We start from the raw sequence: 18,090 nt of genomic DNA, 5'->3' as shown, positions 1-18,090 counted from the left end.
GGCGGCGGGGGCGGCGGGGCCTTCGCCACCGAGACCGTGATGACCTTGCCCTGTTCGACGGGGGAATTGGCGGCGTCGCTTTGATCCGTGACCTTGCCCGGTGTCACCTGTGAGTTTTCGACTTCCTTGACGGCCAGTCCTAGCCCGAGCGCCTTCAGCGCAGCCTCTGCCTCCGGCAGCGGGAGTCCGCGGAGCTCGGGTGCGGCAACCTTGCCGGTGGAGACGATGAGGTCGACCGTACTGCCCGCCGCCACGTTCTGGCCCGGCGCCGGGTTCGTGGTGATGACCATCCCGGCCGGCACGGTGGGGCTGTTGGCCATGGTTGTTCCCGGTGCTCCCGTCAGGCCTTTCTGGCGCAGGATATCCCGGGCGGCCGCCTCGGTGCGGCCGGGAAGGTCCGCGGGGATAGTGACGACTGCGGGACCCTCGGAAATGTTGAGGGTGATGTTCGAATTCGGCTCCACGGAACTGCCTGCGGAGGGCACCGTGCCGATCGCACTGCCCTTGGTGATCGTGTCGTCCTGCATCCGGTTCAGCTGTGGTTTAAGCGCGGAGTTGTAGAGCTTCTGCAGGGCCTCGGACTCGGTGAGTGAGGTCACGGTGGGGATGAGGACTTTGGCCACGGGGGGCGGCGCCTGGTTCATCATGTTGTAGAGCCACAGCCCGCCGCCGGTCAGGACCAGCAGGGTGAGGATGACCAGCGTCGTGATCCATGTGCGGCGCCGGGATTTCTGGTGCGCTGTCGGTTCGCGTTCGACGGGAAGGACCAGCGGGAGGCTGCCGGAATCCGGGGAGCCGAAGTCCTCGCCCGCCCCGGTCAGGGGCTCGGGAAACGCGCGCGTGTCATGCGCGGGCCGGAGCCGGCCGCCGGCGGACTCGTCGAGGAACTTGGCGCCGGTCACGGAGAAAGCCGCCGTTGGTGCGCCATCGGGCGTCGGCACGGTGTTGTTCGGGTTGGTCGGGGCCTCGCTGGCTGCAGGCGGCGCCACGGCGACGCCGCTGCGAGCTGCCCGGAGGGCCCGCCGGAACGCGGCGGCATCCTGGAACCGGTCCGCACGGTTCTTCTGCAAAGCCTTCATCAGCACGCTGTCCAGTGCCTCGGAGATCTCCGGATTCAGGCTGCTGGCGAGCTCCGGGATTTCCCGGACATGCTGGTATGCCACGGAAACCGGGCTGTCCCCGACGAACGGCGGCCGTCCCGTGAGCATTTCGTACAGCAGGCAACCGGCGGAGTAAAGGTCGCTGCGAGCATCCACGGTCTCGCCGCGGGCCTGCTCCGGCGACAGGTACTGCGCGGTTCCCACGACGGCCTGGGTCTGGGTCATGGTGGCGGCAGAGTCCGCCATGGCGCGGGCTATGCCGAAGTCCATGACCTTGACGCTGTTTGAAGCCGGGCAGAACATGACATTGGCCGGTTTGATGTCGCGGTGGACGATGCCCGCTTTGTGGCTGTAGTCAAGGGCAGAGAGAACGCCGAGGGTGAATTCGATCGCCTCGTCGATGCTGACTTCCTTCGCCCGGATGAGGTCACGGATGGTCCTGCCGGAAACGAACTCCATGACGATGTACGGCACCCGGACAGTGTCCTCGTGGTCGCCAGGGACCGCGTGGTCCCCGGTGTCATAGATGGCGACGATTGAGGGGTGGTTAAGGGCCGCCACGGCCTGCGCTTCTCGTTTGAACCGGGCCTGGAACTGGGGGTCCCTGGCGAGGTCGGGGCGCAGCAGTTTGACGGCCACCGTGCGTCCCAGCCGCGCGTCAGTCCCGCGGAACACATCGGCCATGCCGCCGCGCCCGATCAGCTCACCCAGCTCGTAGCGCCCGCTGAGGACGCGCTGGGTGTTCACGGGGTGGCGGTCCTCCCGGTGCGACGGGGTGCGGGGCGAATCAGTCATCACGGCCTACGGGGTGGCCTTGCAGGTGGCCGGCGTTCCGGGCGTCTCAGTGCCCTTGCAGGCGGGCAGGGCCGTCGCGGCCGGCGCGGCCGGCGCCTTCGCCAGGTGGTAAGTCACCACGGAGCCTGCCGCTGCCTTGCTCCCCGGTGCCGGCTCGGAGCTGACAAAGGTCCCGGCCGGCTCCTTCTTTGACGTGGGATCGACGTCGGCACCCTTGACCCAGCGCAGCCCCGCATCCTCGATGGCCTTCTGGACGTCCGCTTCCTTTGCGCCGGACTGGATGGTGGGGACCGAGACGGACTCCGGACCCTTCGAGTAGGACACAGTGATGGTGTCGCCGGGCTGGACCTGGCCGGACGGGTTGATATCTACGACAGTCCCGGGCGTGGCGTTATTGAAGACCTCTGCGCCGGTGACTTTCAGCTTCATGGCCGCCAGTTCGTTGCGGACATCGTTGTAGGGACGGCCGAGGTAGGCATCCGGGATCAGGTTGATGGCCGGCGGCGTGGAGGGTGGGGGCGCCGCGGAGCTGCTGGTGGGACTGGGACTCTTGGACGTGGGTGACGCGCTGGTGGTGGTGGGGCTAGCGGTCGTGGTGGCGGCTGACGCACTCGTGACGGCAGCGCTGCTGCTGGTCGCGGACTGCGGCGCGAACAGGATTCCGGCCTGGGTCAGGACGACGCCGATCAGGGCGAACAGCACCAGCAGGATCAGCGCGATCAGCGGCCAGGTCCAGGGACTGCGGCCACGGCGTTGCGGTTCATCCGCGGGTTCGTCGTAGTCGTCGTCGGCCTGGACCCAGTCGCGTTCGGCCGCGAGGGCATCAGCACGGGAGAGTGTGTTCCGTGCCCCGTAGGCGCTGGCAGCGGCGGCGCCGGCCGCCAGACCCGCCGCAGCGCCCGCGCCGGCGGCGCCAACAACGGGAAGTGCCGACGTCGCCGACGTCGAACGGTCAGACGAGTCGATGACTCCCGTGGCGGCGGTAGGGATGTCGACGGGCGCCGTGATGGGGCCAGTCGCCCCCTCATAGAGGAGCATTCCGGGAACGGCGGCGTGGGCGGCGGCGATATCGCCGCTGCGGATCGCTTCGGCTGCTTCGGATAACTTAAGGGCATCCGCCGGGCGGTTTTTCGGGTCCTTGGCCAGCATCGACATCAGCAGCGCACGGACTGGCCTCGGGATGGTTTCCGGCAGCGGCGGCGGCGCGTCATTGACCTGCGCCAGTGCGATCGCGATCTGGGATTCGCCCGAGAAGGGCCGGTGGCCGGTCATGCACTCGTAGCCGATCACGCCGAGCGCATAGATGTCGGAGGCGCCGGTCGCCAGCTGGCCGGTGGCCTGCTCCGGAGCCAGATACTGGGCGGTGCCCATGACCTGCCCGGTCTGCGTCAGCGGAACCTGGTCCGCGAGCCGTGCGATGCCGAAGTCTGTTACCTTGACTCGTCCGTCCGGGGTGATCAGCAGGTTCCCGGGCTTGACGTCGCGGTGCACCAGGCCCTGCTTGTGCGCGACGGAGAGGGCGCGTGCGGTCTGGGCGATCATGGAGAGGGTGCGGTCCGGGGAGAGCACCTGCTCGTGTTCGATGATGCTGCTCAGCGGCTGGCCCGGAACCAGTTCCATGACGAGGTAGGCGGAGCCCTCCTCTTCGCCGTAGTCAAAGACGTTGGCGATTCCCACGTGGTTCAGGAGCGCGGTGTGGCGGGCCTCGGCGCGGAACCGCTGGAGGAACCCGGGATCGCCCGTGTACTCCTCTTTGAGCACCTTTATGGCGACGATGCGGCCAAGGATCAGGTCTTTGGCTTTCCAGACTTCGCCCATGCCGCCAATCGCAATGCGCGTGGTCAGCTGGAACCTGCCGCCGAGGGTGATTCCTGTTGTAGGCCTCACTTATTCAACACCGCCTCAAAGATCTTCTTCGCGTTCGGACTGGTTAGCTGTGCGCCGGTGGTGATGTCTACGCCTTCGATGACGATGGTGACCGCCACCTGCGGGTCATTGGCCGGGGCAAACCCGGTAAACCATGAGTTGTTCAGGCCGTTGCCAAGCTCCGCGGTACCGGTTTTTCCGGCCACCGGGACGCCGGGAACGGCCGCGCCGCGGGCAATTCCGTCGCTGACGACGCTGACCATCCACTCGTTGATCTGCCGGGAGATCTCCGGCGTCGTGGACGTCCTGAGGGGCTGCGGTCGCGGTTCGCTGAGCACGCGCAGGTCAGGGGAGCGCACGGCCTTGATCAGGCTCGGCTGCATCTGGACTCCGCCGTTGGCGATCGCGGCCGTCATCGTGTTGATTTGGAGCGGCGTGGCCCGCACGTCGCGCTGGCCGATCGAGGACTGCGCCAGCCCGGCGTCGTCCAATGGCTCGGTCGGGAAGGTGCTCTGGGCGGACTCCAGCTTCAACTGGTCGCCGAAGTCCTTGCCGAAACCGAACTTTCCGGCCTGGTCCCCGATCGCCTTTTGACCCAGGTCGAGGGCGATCCCGGCGAACGGGGTGTTGCAGGACTGCTGCAGCGCAAAGGCGAACGACGCGGTATCCCGGGTGTAGCAGTTGCCGCCTGCATAGTTCGGCAGCTTGTACTGGATGCCGGGGAAAGACATCTCCGCGGGGTTGGGCAGCACACTGTCCTTGTTGTACTTGCCCGAACTGAGGGCCGCCGCCGTGTCGATCAGCTTGAAAACCGATCCCGGCGCCAACAGCGCGCCCGTGGGACCGCTGACGGACTGGTTCAGGTTGATCCCGGGGATCTTGTTCAGCGCGGTGATGTTTGCAGCTTCAGCGTCGGCATCCTGGGTGGCGACCAGGTTGGGGTCGTAGGAGGGTTTAGACACCATTGCCAGGATTGCACCGGTCTTGGGGTTGGTTACCACGATCGAGCCGCGCTGGCCTTCCGGGATCAGGTCGTAGGCGAGTTTCTGGAGTTTCGGATCGAGGGTCAGCTCCACCGAGGCGCCCTTGGGCTGGTTGCCCAGGAAGAGCTGGCCGACCCTGTCCAGGAACTGCTGGTCCGAGCTTCCGGCCAGGACATCATTCATCGTGTTCTCCAGGCCGGTCACGCCGTAATTCTTGGAGAAATAGCCGGTGACGCCGGCATACAGCTGTGGCTGGTTGTACACGCGCTGGAACTTGCAGCTCTCCGAAGCCGGGACCGACTCTGCCACCGGGGCGCCGCCGACGATGATCGCGCCCCGGTCGTTGCAGTAGTTCTGCAGGAGGGTGCGTTTGTTCCAGGCGTTGGCTTTGAGCTCGTCAGCACCGACCACCTGGACGTAGCTGAGCGCGCCGAAGATCAGGGCGAACATCGCGATGGCTGCGATCCAAGAATTGCGGATGGCCTGGTTCACAGCTTCACCGCCTCGGTAGGAGCTTCCGGGCTGTTCCGCGGACCGCCTGGCGCGGTGGCCGGCTTGGAAGGCATGGCAGAGGGTACTTTCTTTGCGTCCGGTTCATGGCTTGGCGGCAGCGGTGTGGTGTCCACCGGGCCGCGTGCCGAGTGCGAAATCATCAGGAGCAGGCCCACGATGATCCAGTTGGCGAGCAGCGAGGAGCCGCCGGCGGCGAGGAAGGGGGTGGTGAGCCCCGTCAGGGGGATCAGCCGGGTGACGCCGCCGATGACCACGAAGCACTGCAGCGCGACGGCGAAAGAGAGCCCGGTGGCGAGCAGCTTCCCGAACGCGTCCCGGGTTCCAAGCGCGGCACGGAAGCCGCGCGTGAACAGCAGCAGGTACATCAGGAGGATCGCGAAGAGTCCGATCAGCCCGAGTTCCTCGCCGAAGGACGCGACGATCATGTCGCTGTTAGCGAACGGGACCAGGTTCGGGCGGCCCTGGCCCAGCCCCGTGCCCACGAGGCCGCCGTTGGCCATGCCAAAGAGGCCCTCGACGATCTGGAGGCTGCCGCCGAATTCCCGGCCGTACACCTCGTCGGTGAAGGCGTTAAGCCAGCCGTCAATCCGGAGGGCAACGTGGGAGAAAACGCGGGCAGCGACGAAGCCGCCCGCGGCGATCAGGACCAGCCCGATGATTACCCAGCTGATGCGGCTCGTGGCGACATAGATCATGACCAGGAAGAGGCCGAAGAACAGGATCGAGGAGCCCAAGTCGCGCTGGAAGATCAGCACGCCGATGCTGACCAGCCAAGCGGCGATCATGGGGCCCATGTCCTTGAAGCGGGGGAACTGCACCGGCCCGACCTTGCGGCCGGCCAGGAGGATGAGATCCCGGTTTGAGGAAAGATACCCGGCGAAGAATATAGCGAGGGTGATTTTGGCGATTTCACCCGGCTGGAAGGTCATGGATCCGATTTTGATCCAGACCCTTGCGCCCAGGATCTCACCGGCCGAAATGCCGGGGACCAAAGGCAGGATCAGCAGGACTGCGCTGGCAGCAAGGGAAATATAGGTAAAACGGCGTAGGATCCGGTGGTCCTTGAGGAACCAGATGACGCCAATGGAGACGGCCATCGCCACCAGGGTCCAGCGCAGCTGGTTGTTGCCGGTGTCCTCCGCCACCCGGTCCAGGCGGTGGATCATCGCCAAGCCGAGGCCGTTGAGGGCCACCACGAGTGGAAGTATTACCGGATCTGCATATTTTGCACGGATCCGAAGAACCACGTGGAAGGCGAGGGCGGCCGCAGCCAGCAGGCCGGACTGGAACCAGAAATCGCTGTCGAAAGCCTTTTGCTTGTCCACGCCGACGAGCGCCTGGGCGCCGATGCCGACGCAGAGGGCGAGGACGAGCAGGACGAGCTCCACGTTCCGCCGCGGCTTGGGGACGGTCTCGATCGTTGTCATTTTGCCCCCTCACAAACCGGCGCAGTAGCTGCGGGTGAGGCCGACGCCGGGGCCGTTCCGGCGGCTCCGGGGCTTGGAACGGGGCTGGCGGTGGCTGCGGCTGAAGCCGTGCCTGAGGGCGTGGGAGTGGGGGTCGGTGAGGGCGTGAGGCACTCGTCGGCGGGGGACGTGGTGCCCGTCCGCTCGAGGTTTTTCACGATGCGCTGTGCGTCGTAGAGATCCCGCGCGGGGACCGTTTGGCGGACGCGCTGCTGGGAAAATTCGGGGAGATCTGACATCTGGATATCGGTCACCGCTTCGAGCGTGGAAAGCTGGATGGGTCCCAGACGCTGGGAGACCCCGTTGAAGATGGCGACGTGCTGGTCGTGTTCGCCGATGTAGTACCTCGTCTGGGTCCACGCGTAGCCGAGCCACAGGCCGACAGCCAGCAGGGCAGTGATGGCGGCAGCGATCGAGATAGTGAGCCAGCGGCGCGGACGCCTGGCCGGCTTGTACTCCTCGGCGTCCTCCCGGGCCTGCTCCGACTTGTGGGTCAGGACCGTTGCTGCCCGCCGGGCCACGGTGCGGCCGGCAATGGACGGGATGGATCCTGATTCCGCGGCCGAGGCGGCGGCGCCCACGAGTTCGTGGGGGCGGCCGGCGAGTTCTTCGCGCAGGACCTCGGCCGTGAGGTGTTCGCCGAGGTGCGGGTCCGTCGTCGTTTCGGGCTCTTTTGTGTCCGCTGACGGGACCGCTGCCGTGCTGACGGCCTCCGTGCCGGATTCCCTCGTGCCAGTCCTTCCGGAGTCCGCCGTCGGCGAAACAGAGGCCTGGCCGGGTGTACCAAGGGTGCTTCCCGGCTGGGTCGCCGCGGGTGGGGTCGCGGACACTGCCGCGGTGCCGGTGGCAGCGGCCGGCGGCGCGACGATCCCGACGGCGGCGGTGCGCACGTCGTCGGGCGTTTGCTCGGCGATGTCCACCATCACCACAGTGACGTTGTCCGGGGCGCCGGCTTCGAGGGTGAGCTCGACGAGCAGTTCCGCGGTTTCACGCAGGCCCTTGGTTTCCCTGACGGTGCGCTCGACAACGTGGCCGGCAACATAATTCAGGCCGTCCGAGCAGAGCAGCCAGCGCTCACCGGGCTGGACCTCGAGGGTGTCGAGATCGAGCTCCGGACTTGCATCGACGTCCCCCAGGACGCGCATGAGGACGTTCTTGTGCGGGTGCGTTTCCGCCTCTTCAGGCCTAAGCCGGCCTTCGTCGATGAGGCGCTGGACAAAGGTGTGGTCCACGCTGACTTGTTCGAATTCGCCGTTGCGCAGCCGGTAGGCGCGGGAATCGCCGATGTGGGCGAAGTGGAGCCTGCCTTCGGCCAGGAGCAGTGCCGTGACGGTGGTGCCCATGCCTGCGAGCTTGGGGTTGATGTGGACGAGTTCGGAGAGCAGCGAATTAGCGGTCTGGATCTCGTCGGCCAGGACTGTCCCGGCGTCGCCGGCGTCGTAATTGTCATGGTCCAGGTGGATCATGTCCAGCACGGTGGCCGCCGAGGCGACATCGCCGCCTGCGTGTCCGCCCATGCCGTCAGCCACGACGGCGAGGTGCCGGCCCACATAGGCGGAGTCGTCATTCTTGGCGCGGACGCGGCCGACGTCCGATCGCGCGGCATAGCGCATGATGAGCGGCCGCTTCGGGGCAGCTGCCTTGCCTGCTGCCTTGTCTGCGGTGTTGTCCGGAGCAGCCACGGCTACGGCCTCAATTCGATGACCGTCTTGCCGATTCTCACGGGGACACCCAGCTCTACGGGAAGGGCCCGGGTCAGCTGCTGGTCTGCCAGATAGGTGCCGTTGGTGGAGCCGAGGTCCTCAATAAACCAGCGGCTGCCCTGCGGGAACAGGCGGGCGTGCCGGCCCGAGGCGTAGTCGTCCTCCAGCACCAGCGTGGCTTCCTGGGCGCGGCCGAGCAGGATGGGACTCGCGGCCAGGGCGATGGTGGTGCCCTGCAGCGGTCCTTCGGTCACCACCAGCTGGCGGGCCTGATGCCTGACGGGGGCGGCTGCGGGCTCGGCCAGTGCTGGGTTCTTGCGGACCTGGCGGGCTGTTGGGGCGCCGGCTGCCGCCTTGCGCCCGATCATCAGGTCGCGGCGCATGGCGGACACGATGCTGAAGATCAGTACCCACAGGAGCAGGAGGAACCCGAAACGCAGGGCGGTGATGGTCAGTTCACTCACTGGCGGCCGCCTGGGCCGGCGGGCAAAAGGCGGAAGATGATTTTGGTCCGTCCCATCGTGATCGTGGAGCCGTCCGCGAGATCGGAATTTCCCACGATCTTGTGGCCGTTGACGTAGCTGCCATTCGTGGAGCCCAGATCGATCGCCTGGGCGATGCCCTGGCCCGTGCGGATTTCCAGATGGCGGCGCGAAACGCCGGTGTCGTCAATAAGAATGTCTGCCTCGGATGAACGTCCCAGCACGATCGAAGGCGCGTTCAGGGAGTACCGCTGGCCGTCGATGTCCAGGACAGGCTGCAACCGGGACGGCTGGCGGCTCGGTGCGGCGGGCATGGCCCCCTGCGGGCCGGGCTGCGCTGGAGCGGCGGCCTTCTCGGTCCGGGACTTGATGTCAAAATCCCCGGCGCGGCGTTCCTCGGCGCGGCGGAAGCTGATGCGGACAGGCCCCTGGAGTGTGTAGCCCTGGCTGCGCACGTGGTTGATGACGACGTCGCAAAGCTCTTCCGCCAGCGGCGTGCCCCATTCCTGGGCCCGCTGGAAGTCGTCATCACTGAGAAGGACGTCGAAGACGTTGGGGGCAAGGGTGCGGCCCGCAGCGATCGTCATGGCTTTGTTGTCCACCTCGCGGCGCAGGTGGCTGGCGATCTCGACCGGCTCAACCTGGGCGCGAGAACCGGTGGAGAAGACTCCGCGGACGGCCTTTTCGATGCCGCGCTCGACTTTGTCCAGCAATCCCATGGTCCTTCTCCTTTCCTGTCAGCTGCAGGGCAGCATTCGTTCCGGAACTCGGTTCCCAACAAGTGGCTGAGCCCGCCGTAGACGGGCACTCCTACATCAGATACTACTGGGCCAGTCTGGGAATGGCCTCAACGCGCCCCGCCCCTGCGTGCGGGAAAGTCGCGGCGGACCGTCCCTGACATGCGGTGACGCTGCGGGGCGGGCGTGGCTGCAGTGACCCCGAGGACGCGGTAAACGCATACGTTTCGGCGGCCTTTGGACCAGTCGCCGGACCCCAGGATGCCGGCCGCGTCGGGGCCGGCGGCGGCCGATTGGTGTTTTCCCGCCGTTGTCCGTTATGCTGGATCTCGCTGCTTTTACGAGGTTGGCGGTCCGGAAATCGGGCCGCATTCCTGGTGGAAGAAGTTGCGCGCGAGTGGCGGAACGGCAGACGCGCTGGCTTCAGGTGCCAGTGTCCGAAAGGGCGTGGGGGTTCAAATCCCCCCTCGCGCACGCAAATTCAAGGAAACCCCGGTCTTCGGACCGGGGTTTCCTTGGTTTAAGCCGCATGCTCCGCTGGACGGGCCCGGTATTGGGCGCCGGCGCTCGGGAATCCGATGGAATGGACCCGCGGGGCGGACCAATGACGGGCTGGTGCAGGCGCCTGGTGCCGCCGGCGTGGTGCAGGCTACGCCCGGAAGCCCCCGAGGCCGGCGATGAGTGCCTTGAGGCCCAGGCTGAAGGCGACGTCGGCCTGGCTCTCGAAGCCCTGTTCGGCCAGCCGCGCGACGGCCGAGGTGAAGTGGGGTGTCGTGGCGGCCATGCTGCCGGAATCAAAGATGTCGGCCGGTGCCGTGACATCGTAAGCCGAGCCGAAGATGAAGGACTCGAAAGCGACGATGGCCGAGATGATGCGTTCCTGCGGGAACCCGGCCCGGCTGAACCCCGCGCTCACGGCCTCATACATCGCCAGAGTCTTCGGTGCGTCGGTCACCGGCAGGACCGCGATAACGGGGATCAGCGGAGTGTGCTTGGAAAACACGTCCCGGTAGCTCCACGCCCAGTCCCGCACAGCGCGCTCCCACGGTTCGGACTCGAAGGCGGAGACGTCCACCAAGGAGGTGAGGTGGTCCTGGACGAGGACCAGGACGTCCCGCTTGGAGGAGACGTGGTTGTAGAGGGCGGACGGCGCAACGTTCAGGGTCCGGGCCAGGGCCGCCATGGTGAACCCGTCGTAGCCGCTCTTCTGGATCAGCTGCAGGGCGGCAGCGGTGATGCCGTCCTGGTCCAGGACGGCCGCGGCCGGCCTCCCGACCCGGCGGCGCGGCTTGGTGTCCGGGCGCTGGGAGTCTGCGGGGGCACTTGTTACTGCGGGCATGTCCTGGCCTCTCTAACTGGCGCTGTTCAGGGTGATTCCATTGTGCACCGGTTTGGCTCCCTGTTCCTTACCCGGAATTTTTGTCAAAAGCCCTTCCCTGCCGGAACGGAAGGGACTATAGTTACCACTAAATGAACGGCATTCATTTAGTGGCACGCATCACTCCTGCGGCCACGGAGAGGACATCATGCTCGAACTTGACCGCGACGTCGTCATCGTCGGAGCCGGCCCCGCCGGGCTCACCGCAGCCCGCACACTCAAGAAGGCCGGCCTAAGCGTCGCCGTACTGGAGGCGCGGGACCGCGTCGGCGGCCGCACCTGGACCGACACGATCGACGGCGCCATGCTCGAAATCGGCGGCCAGTGGGTTTCCCCGGACCAGACCGAACTGCTCTCACTGCTTGCGGAGCTTGGCCTGGCGACCTACTCCCGCTACCGCGACGGCCAGTCCGTCTACATCGGCGCGGACGGCAGACGCACCCTGTATACCGGGGACACGTTCCCCGTCAGCGAAACCACCGCCGCGGAAATGGACAAGCTCACCGCCCTGCTGGACGCACTCGCTGCCGAGATCGGGCCCACCGAGCCGTGGGCGCACGCAAAGGCCCGCGAGCTGGACACCATCTCCTTCCACCACTGGCTGCGGCAGAACTCCACCGACGAGGAAGCCTGCAACAACATCGGCCTCTTCATCGCCGGGGGCATGCTGACCAAGCCGGCCCACGCCTTCTCCGCCCTTCAGGCCGTGCTGATGGCGGCGTCGGCCGGTTCCTTCTCGCACCTCACCGACGAGGACTTCATCCTCGACAAGCGGGTTGTCGGCGGGATGCAACAGGTGTCCGTGCTGCAGGCGGCGGAACTGGGCGACGACGTCGTCCTCGGCAGCCCGGTCCGCACGATCAACTGGGCCGAAGACTCGAGCGCCGGAGCGAGCAGCTACCGGGTGACCGCCGTCTCCGACCGCGCCACCGTGAACGCGCGCTTCGTGATCATGGCGGTGCCGCCAAACCTGTACTCCCGCGTCTCCTTCAACCCGCCGCTGCCGCGCCGCCAGCACCAGATGCACCAGCACCAGTCACTCGGCCTGGTCATCAAGGTCCATGCCGTCTACGGCACACCCTTCTGGCGCGAGGACGGTCTCTCCGGAACCGGCTTCGGGGCCGAGGCCCTGGTCCAGGAGGTGTACGACAACACGAACCATGGGGACCCGCGAGGCACCCTGGTCGGTTTCGTCTCCGATGAGAAAGCCGACGCCATGTTCGAGCTCAGCTCCGAGGACCGCCGGCAGGCCATCCTCGAATCGATCGCCGGGTTCCTGGGCCCCAAGGCCCTCGAGCCCGAGGTTTATTACGAATCGGACTGGGGATCCGAGGAATGGACCCGCGGCGCGTACGCCTCCAGCTATGACCTGGGCGGCCTGCACCGCTACGGCAAGGACCAGAACGCCCCCGTGGGGCCGATCTACTGGTCCTCCTCCGACGTCGCAGCCGAGGGCTACCAGCATGTCGACGGCGCGGTGCGGATGGGACGTGCGACGGCGGCGCTGATCGTTGCCGCCGCGGACCGTGCGTCCGTCACTCCCTAGAAACCCAGCCAACTGCTCAGAAAGGACCGGCCAGATGCGTTACGTAGTGGGGTATTCCGCCAATGACAGGGGCCACGATGCGGTCAATCTGGCCGTCTCCCTTGCCCGCGGCCGGGGGGCCAGCCTGGAGCTTGTGCTCGCGGTTCCCGAAGTGCAGCAGTTCGGGGCCGCCCACGCGCCCAAGGCCGGTTTCGAGTCGCTCCTCAACGAGCAGGCACGGCAATGGCTCGACGCCGGGCTGGCGCTGGTTCCCGACGACGTCCCGGCCCGGGCCCATATCCGAAGCGGTGATTCGGACGCCCAGACCCTGATCCAGGCGGCAGAGGAGCTGGGCGCGGACATGCTCATCATCGGGGCCACAAGCAACGGATTGTTCAAGCGGTTCACGATCGGTTCGGTGGCCAGTGCCCTGCTCCACGCGGCCACTGTTCCGGTCGCCCTCGCGCCGCACGGCTACCACCGCACCGGGGCCCTCACCCGCATCAGCTGCGGGCTCGGGACCCGGGCCGGCGCCGAAAAGCTGCTCGACTTCGCCCTTGGCATGGCGATGAACAGGGACGTTCCACTACGGGTGGTGTCGCTTCTGGCGCTCGACGGCGGCGATTCGGCCGGCGCGGCCGCGGCCGAAGGGACGGCCCGGGAGTATGCGGAGAAGCACCTCGCCGCCGCCCTTCCTGCCGGTGACTCCGGGGTCCAGGCCGAGGCCACGGCGGAGGTTGTGGTGGCACAGGGCCGCAGCATCGAGGAAGCGGTGGACCGCCTGGACTGGGAGGACGGCGAGGTCCTGGTGATCGGATCCAGCCGGCTTGCGACGAGCCGGTCCATCTTCCTTGGCAGCACGGCCGGCCGCATCCTGCGCGCCCTTCCGGTGCCGATGGTCGTCGTCCCCAGCGACTATGAACTTAAACACTCCACCCATTCAACGTCGAATGACACCTCCCGAGAGGCACAGAAATGAGCACCGAACGCGCAACGTCCAAGGCTTCGCATCCTGGACAGCACACAGATAAGCAGCACGGACTGAGCGAGAAGGGCCTCAAGGCCGGATCCGTTGGTCTGATCGGCGCCGTCGTCATCGGTGTTTCCTGTATAGCCCCGGCTTACACCCTCACGGCGGCTTTGGGTCCCACCGTCGCCGAGGTCGGTGTGCATCTGCCGGCGATCTTCCTGGTGGGCTTCATCCCCATGATGCTGGTGGCGTTCGGCTACCGCGAACTCAATAACGCCATGCCCGACGCCGGGACCTCCTTCACCTGGGCCACCCGGGCCTTCGGTCCGTGGATCGGCTGGATGGGGGGCTGGGGGCTGATTGCCGCCACGATCATCGTGTTGTCGAATCTGGCCGCCGTAGCCGTCGACTTCCTTTACCTGATGCTGGCGCAGGTCTTCGGCAATCCGGAACTCGCCGACCTCACCACCAACCTGCCGCTGAACATCGCCACAACCCTCGTGTTCATCGCCCTCGCGTGCTGGATCTCCTACCGTGGCATGGAGACCACGAAGACGTTCCAGTACGTGCTCGTCGGATTCCAACTGCTGGTGCTTGGCTGGTTCGCCGTTGCTGCGTTCAGCCACGTCGCCAACGGGACCGCCTTTGACGCCACCGCGATCGCCCCGGACTGGTTCAACCCCTTCGCAGTGGATTCCTTCTCCGCCTTCGCCGCCGGTATTTCGCTGTCCATCTTCATCTACTGGGGCTGGGACGTCACGCTGACCATGAACGAGGAGACCAGGAACCCGGAGAAGACGCCCGGCCGCGCGGCCACCGTCACGGTACTGGTCATCGTGATCATCTACATGACGGTCGCACTGGCTACGCTTTCCTTCGCCGGCGTCGGCGACACAGGGCTCGGAGCCGGGAACCCGGAGAACCAGGGCAGCATCTTTGCAGTCCTCGCCGGACCGGTAATGGGCCCGTTCGCAATCCTGATGTCGCTGGCCATCCTGAGCAGCTCGGCAGCTTCGCTGCAGTCCACGTTCGTCTCCCCGGCCAGGACGCTCCTGTCCATGGGGCACTACAAGGCGCTGCCGCAGAAGTTCGGCAGGATCAGCCCGAGCTACAAGTCCCCCAGCTACGCCACGATCGCTTCCGCCGTCGCCGCGGCCGCTTTCTACGTCATCACCCGCACCCTGTCCGAGAATGCGCTCACGGACACCATCACGGCACTGGGCATGATGATCTGTTTCTACTACGGCATCACCGCCCTGGCCTGTGTCTGGTTCTTCCGGGCCGAGGCGTTCAGCGGGGCGCGGGCGTTCTTCTTCAAGTTCCTGGCACCCCTCCTCGGCGGCGTCATCCTGATGGTCATGTTCTTCAAGACGGCCTACGACTCGATGGATCCCGGGTATGGTTCCGGCTCGTCGATCGGCGGTCTGGGCCTGGTGTTCATCCTCGGCGTTGGCGTCATCCTGCTGGGCGCGGTGCTCATGCTGGTCATGGCCAGGATCCGCCCCGAGTTCTTCAAGGGGCAGGTCCTCTCCACGGGTATCTGATCCGGCAGTTCCCGCGGCCTGTCCGCGGCGGAGGGTCCTTCTCCCGGCAGCCCCGGAAGCGTGCACTGGAAACTAAGCACACTTACCAATAGGCTTTCGGGTGGGGGACCTTCCTCCTGTGAACCAGAATGAGGTGACAGTGTGCCGAACGACGAGACCATCAGCAAAGTAACGGACATCATCAACGATTCCCGGATCGGGATGTTCACCACGATCAACGATGAGGGCGCGCTGGTCAGCCGTCCGCTCGCAGTCCAGGACGTCAAGGACGACGGCGACATGTGGTTCTTCACGTCGGTAGACACCTCGCAGGTGGCCCACATCCGTGCCAACCCCGCGGTGAACGTCTCCTTCGGCAAGGGCACCGAATGGGTCTCCGTGGCGGGGACCGCTGAGGTGGTGACCGACCGGCAGCTGATCCATGAGATGTGGAACCAGGTGGTGGAGGCCTGGTTCCCGGACGGCCCCGACACCCCGGAGGTAGTCCTGCTCCATGTCGGTTCGGACTCCGCAGAGTACTGGACCAGCCCGGGCGGCACTGCTGCCACGGTGCTGCAGTGGATCAAATCGAAAGTCACCCACAGCAAAATGAGCGTGGGGGAAAGCGGCACCGTCACACTCTAGGGACTGACCGGACGCCGGTCAGTCGGTGATCTTCAACCCGGTGCCCCAGTTGAACGTGGCATAGGCCGGGTTGAGCTGCAGTCCCATGACCAGCAGTTCGAAGCCTTCGAGCTCCCGGGCGTGGTGCAGTCCGCCGACCTGGAGCGGGCGCAGGCCGGCCGCAGAGGCGAACGCGGCAACCTCGTCGCGGGCTTTCTCGGAGTCGGAGGCGATGAAGACGTCCAACTGCACCCCGGCCGCGGTTCCCTCCGTCAGCGGCCCGGCGAATGTGGTGTTGAACGCCTTCACGACGGCGGCGCCTGGCAGCAGGGCGGCGATTTCTTCGGCGGCGGACGAGCCGGGGGCCACGTCCAGGCTGTCAAAGGTTTCCATATTGACGGGGTTGCTGATCTCGATCACCGTCTTGCCGCTGAGGGTGTCGCCGTAGTGGGTGGCTACTTCCTTGGCCGGACCGAAGTAGAGGGCCAGCACCACAAGGTCTCCGTCGGGCACTTCGTTGAGCCCGCCGGAGCTAGTGCCGCCGCCAAGTTCAGCAGCGAGCTTGGCGGCGTTTTCGGGCGTGCGGTCCAGGATCTGGACCGCACGCCCGGCTGCCACGGCGCGTGTTCCGATCGCGCGTGCCATGTTGCCGCTGCCGATGATGGTGATGTCGGTCATCGTGTTCCCTCCGCTGAAAGGTGCCGCTTGTCCGGGGAGATCCCGGGGGTGGAGTAGGCAATCACGGTCGACGACGGGACGCCGGCCGCACGCTCCGCCTCGGCCAGGGCGCGCTCAAGCTGGTCAACGGCGGGCCCGTAGCCGGCGCTTCTTTCGCCGCGAAGCTTCTCGGCTGCCTTCATCGCCCGGATGAGTGCAGCCGTCTCGGGACGGGACGGGTCGCTCATGGCGGGGTAGTCGATGCAGTATGCCGGATCAAGTTCAAAGCGTTGCCACCGGGCCAGGGCGCTGCCGTGGCGGGCGGCGGCGGCTGCATTGGCCTCCACGGTTTTCCTGGCCGACCGCCGGGCCTCCTGCCGGCTGAACAGCCGCGGAGCCCACAGATAGGATGCCCCGGCGGTGCCGGCGGCAAGCAGTCCGAGCATCAGACCGGCCCACGGCGATGCCACGGACGAAACAACGACGGCGGGGACCACCACGGCGAGTCCGGCGAAGGCGTCCCAGAACACGGCGTCCGGAAGCCCGGCGTCGGCGGCCAGATGTTTCCGGGCCAGATAGACAGTGCCTGAAACCGCGCCGAGGACGACGGCGGCCAGGGCAATCAGCTGCCAGGGCGCGAGTTCGAAGAGAGCAGGCATTCTCAAACACCTCCGGGGAAGCGGCCCGGGGCGGGCGCAGCTTCTCTTATTCCATTTGAATCCATCGGGGGCGGACCGTCAATGGTTCCCGGCGCCGCCCGGACGCGAGGCGGTTCCCCCCGCGGGCGGTCCGTCGTAGCCTAGGGCCCATGCGAGTGAAGATGTGCAGTATCCATGTCAGGGAGCCGGCGTCGGCCCACGAGTTTTATACAGGGATTCTGGGCCTTGGAAGCCTCATGGCCCTGCCGGAGCACAATCTTTTCATTGTCAAGGACCCGGCCGGTGATGGCGGCGGTACCGTCGGACTGCTGCTGGAACCCAGCGACAACCCCATCGGCGCTGCGTATATGAACGGCCTCCACGATGCCGGGATTCCGGCGATCGTCCTTGGCGTCAGCGATGTCCGGGCCGAATACAAACGGCTCACCGGGCTGGGCGTGATGTTCCAGGGCGAACCGGGAGAGGGTCCGGGGGGCATCTCCGCCGTGCTGGACGATGGCTGCGGGAACTTCGTCCAACTGCACCAGGACTAACCGGGGAACGGTCGGCTTCCGGCAATCTTCGGGGAGGCCAAGGCCTACTCTGAGGCGGTGCGTGCCTTTTTGGCGTCCTTCTTCGAGGCTTCGTCCTTGACCCGCTGGGCCTCGGCGCGGACGGCGGCGTGGGTGGAGCGTTCGGCGACCAGCCACGCGGGGGGTGCCTGCAGCAGCGCGGTGATTTCCGCCGTCGTGAGGGCTTCCTCAACGCCGCCGCGGGCCAGGCCGCTGATGGAGACGTTCAGCTTCTGCGCGACCACCGGCCGGGGGTGCGGGCCGCTGCGGCGCAGTTCCGCCAGCCACTCCGGCGGGTTGGCCTGGAGCTCGGCAAAATCGGCGCGGGTGATGACCGAATCCTGGAACTCCTGAGGTGTTGCGGGCAGGTAGATGCCAAGTTTCTTGGCAACGGTGGCCGGCTTCATGGACTGGGAGTTTTCAGAGGTCATGCTTCAAGGGTATCCGTCCGGCGGCTGACCGGGCACCGGCGCTGAACACTGACGCCCGCCCTGCGCCCGCCCGGGCGGTACTGTAAACGTGTGTCCGCAGCCGAAGAATCCCCCCAGACCCCCGACG

Annotated in this window: 16 protein-coding genes and 1 tRNA gene; 6 read left to right on the top strand and 11 right to left on the bottom strand. The window is 66.5% G+C overall.

Going from position 1 to position 18,090, the window contains the following annotated elements:
* The 7 genes from pknB to BJG92_RS04640 form a co-directional block, all read right to left on the bottom strand.
* A partial coding sequence (gene pknB, locus BJG92_RS04670) for a Stk1 family PASTA domain-containing Ser/Thr kinase (RefSeq protein ID WP_232082858.1) occupies window positions 1-1,895 on the bottom strand: 1,895 nt, incomplete at its 3' end.
* A gap of 6 nt (window positions 1,896-1,901) precedes the next feature.
* The gene (locus BJG92_RS04665; RefSeq protein ID WP_232082857.1) at window positions 1,902-3,782 is read right to left on the bottom strand and encodes a protein kinase; all 1,881 of its coding nucleotides are present in this window, start codon (window positions 3,780-3,782) and stop codon (window positions 1,902-1,904) included.
* Entirely contained in the window at window positions 3,779-5,236 is a 1,458-nt protein-coding gene (locus BJG92_RS04660) for a penicillin-binding protein 2 (RefSeq protein WP_232082856.1), read from the bottom strand. Before BJG92_RS04660 ends, BJG92_RS04665 begins: the two co-directional genes overlap by 4 nt.
* Entirely contained in the window at window positions 5,233-6,684 is a 1,452-nt protein-coding gene (locus BJG92_RS04655; RefSeq protein WP_232082855.1) for an FtsW/RodA/SpoVE family cell cycle protein, read from the bottom strand. Before BJG92_RS04655 ends, BJG92_RS04660 begins: the two co-directional genes overlap by 4 nt.
* Window positions 6,681-8,405 (bottom strand): PP2C family serine/threonine-protein phosphatase, encoded by a 1,725-nt coding sequence (locus BJG92_RS04650; RefSeq protein WP_374199757.1) that lies wholly within the window; start codon window positions 8,403-8,405, stop codon window positions 6,681-6,683. The genes BJG92_RS04655 and BJG92_RS04650 overlap by 4 nt, the downstream gene beginning before the upstream one ends.
* A 2-nt stretch (window positions 8,406-8,407) precedes the next feature.
* Entirely contained in the window at window positions 8,408-8,890 is a 483-nt protein-coding gene (locus BJG92_RS04645; protein WP_232082854.1) for an FHA domain-containing protein, read from the bottom strand.
* On the bottom strand, window positions 8,887-9,627 hold the full coding sequence (locus tag BJG92_RS04640; protein WP_232082853.1) for a DUF3662 and FHA domain-containing protein: 741 nt from the start codon (window positions 9,625-9,627) through the stop codon (window positions 8,887-8,889). Before BJG92_RS04640 ends, BJG92_RS04645 begins: the two co-directional genes overlap by 4 nt.
* Before the next feature lie 409 nt (window positions 9,628-10,036).
* Between BJG92_RS04640 and BJG92_RS04635 the strand changes: the two genes are divergently transcribed.
* Window positions 10,037-10,119: transfer RNA gene (locus BJG92_RS04635), tRNA-Leu, on the top strand.
* A gap of 175 nt (window positions 10,120-10,294) precedes the next feature.
* Here the strand turns inward: BJG92_RS04635 and BJG92_RS04630 are convergent.
* Entirely contained in the window at window positions 10,295-10,984 is a 690-nt protein-coding gene (locus tag BJG92_RS04630; protein ID WP_232082852.1) for a TetR/AcrR family transcriptional regulator, read from the bottom strand.
* 187 nt (window positions 10,985-11,171) lie between these two features.
* Here BJG92_RS04630 and BJG92_RS04625 point away from each other — a divergent pair, with 187 nt between their 5' ends.
* From BJG92_RS04625 to BJG92_RS04610, 4 genes are all read left to right on the top strand, one after another.
* The gene (locus BJG92_RS04625) at window positions 11,172-12,569 is read left to right on the top strand and encodes an NAD(P)/FAD-dependent oxidoreductase (protein ID WP_232082851.1); all 1,398 of its coding nucleotides are present in this window, start codon (window positions 11,172-11,174) and stop codon (window positions 12,567-12,569) included.
* A 34-nt stretch (window positions 12,570-12,603) separates the two neighbouring features.
* Window positions 12,604-13,527: a universal stress protein gene (locus tag BJG92_RS04620; RefSeq protein ID WP_232082850.1), complete on the top strand. Its 924-nt coding sequence runs from the start codon at window positions 12,604-12,606 to the stop codon at window positions 13,525-13,527.
* Window positions 13,524-15,062, top strand: a complete 1,539-nt coding sequence (locus BJG92_RS04615) for an APC family permease (protein ID WP_232082849.1) — start codon at window positions 13,524-13,526, stop codon at window positions 15,060-15,062. The genes BJG92_RS04620 and BJG92_RS04615 overlap by 4 nt, the downstream gene beginning before the upstream one ends.
* Before the next feature lie 141 nt (window positions 15,063-15,203).
* Window positions 15,204-15,686, top strand: coding sequence for a pyridoxamine 5'-phosphate oxidase family protein (locus BJG92_RS04610; protein ID WP_232082848.1), 483 nt, complete (start codon window positions 15,204-15,206; stop codon window positions 15,684-15,686).
* A gap of 18 nt (window positions 15,687-15,704) precedes the next feature.
* Here BJG92_RS04610 and BJG92_RS04605 read toward each other — a convergent pair whose 3' ends face one another.
* Window positions 15,705-16,343, bottom strand: coding sequence for an NADPH-dependent F420 reductase (locus BJG92_RS04605; RefSeq protein ID WP_232082847.1), 639 nt, complete (start codon window positions 16,341-16,343; stop codon window positions 15,705-15,707).
* A complete protein-coding gene (locus tag BJG92_RS04600; RefSeq protein WP_232082846.1) occupies window positions 16,340-16,981 on the bottom strand; it encodes a hypothetical protein in 642 nt (213 codons plus the stop codon). Before BJG92_RS04600 ends, BJG92_RS04605 begins: the two co-directional genes overlap by 4 nt.
* A gap of 149 nt (window positions 16,982-17,130) precedes the next feature.
* Between BJG92_RS04600 and BJG92_RS04595 the strand changes: the two genes are divergently transcribed.
* On the top strand, window positions 17,131-17,514 hold the full coding sequence (locus BJG92_RS04595) for a VOC family protein (RefSeq protein ID WP_232082845.1): 384 nt from the start codon (window positions 17,131-17,133) through the stop codon (window positions 17,512-17,514).
* A 44-nt stretch (window positions 17,515-17,558) separates the two neighbouring features.
* On the opposite strand, the gene BJG92_RS04590 is transcribed toward BJG92_RS04595, so the two are convergent.
* Window positions 17,559-17,963: a DUF5997 family protein gene (locus BJG92_RS04590; RefSeq protein WP_232082844.1), complete on the bottom strand. Its 405-nt coding sequence runs from the start codon at window positions 17,961-17,963 to the stop codon at window positions 17,559-17,561.
* Between the last annotated feature and the right edge of the window lie 127 nt (window positions 17,964-18,090).

The sequence above is a fragment of the Arthrobacter sp. SO5 genome, assembly GCF_020532805.1.
Classification (GTDB): Bacteria; Actinomycetota; Actinomycetes; order Actinomycetales; family Micrococcaceae; genus Arthrobacter.
Note: the sequence above shows the minus strand (reverse complement) of the source record. Positions and strands in the feature narration are given on the sequence as shown.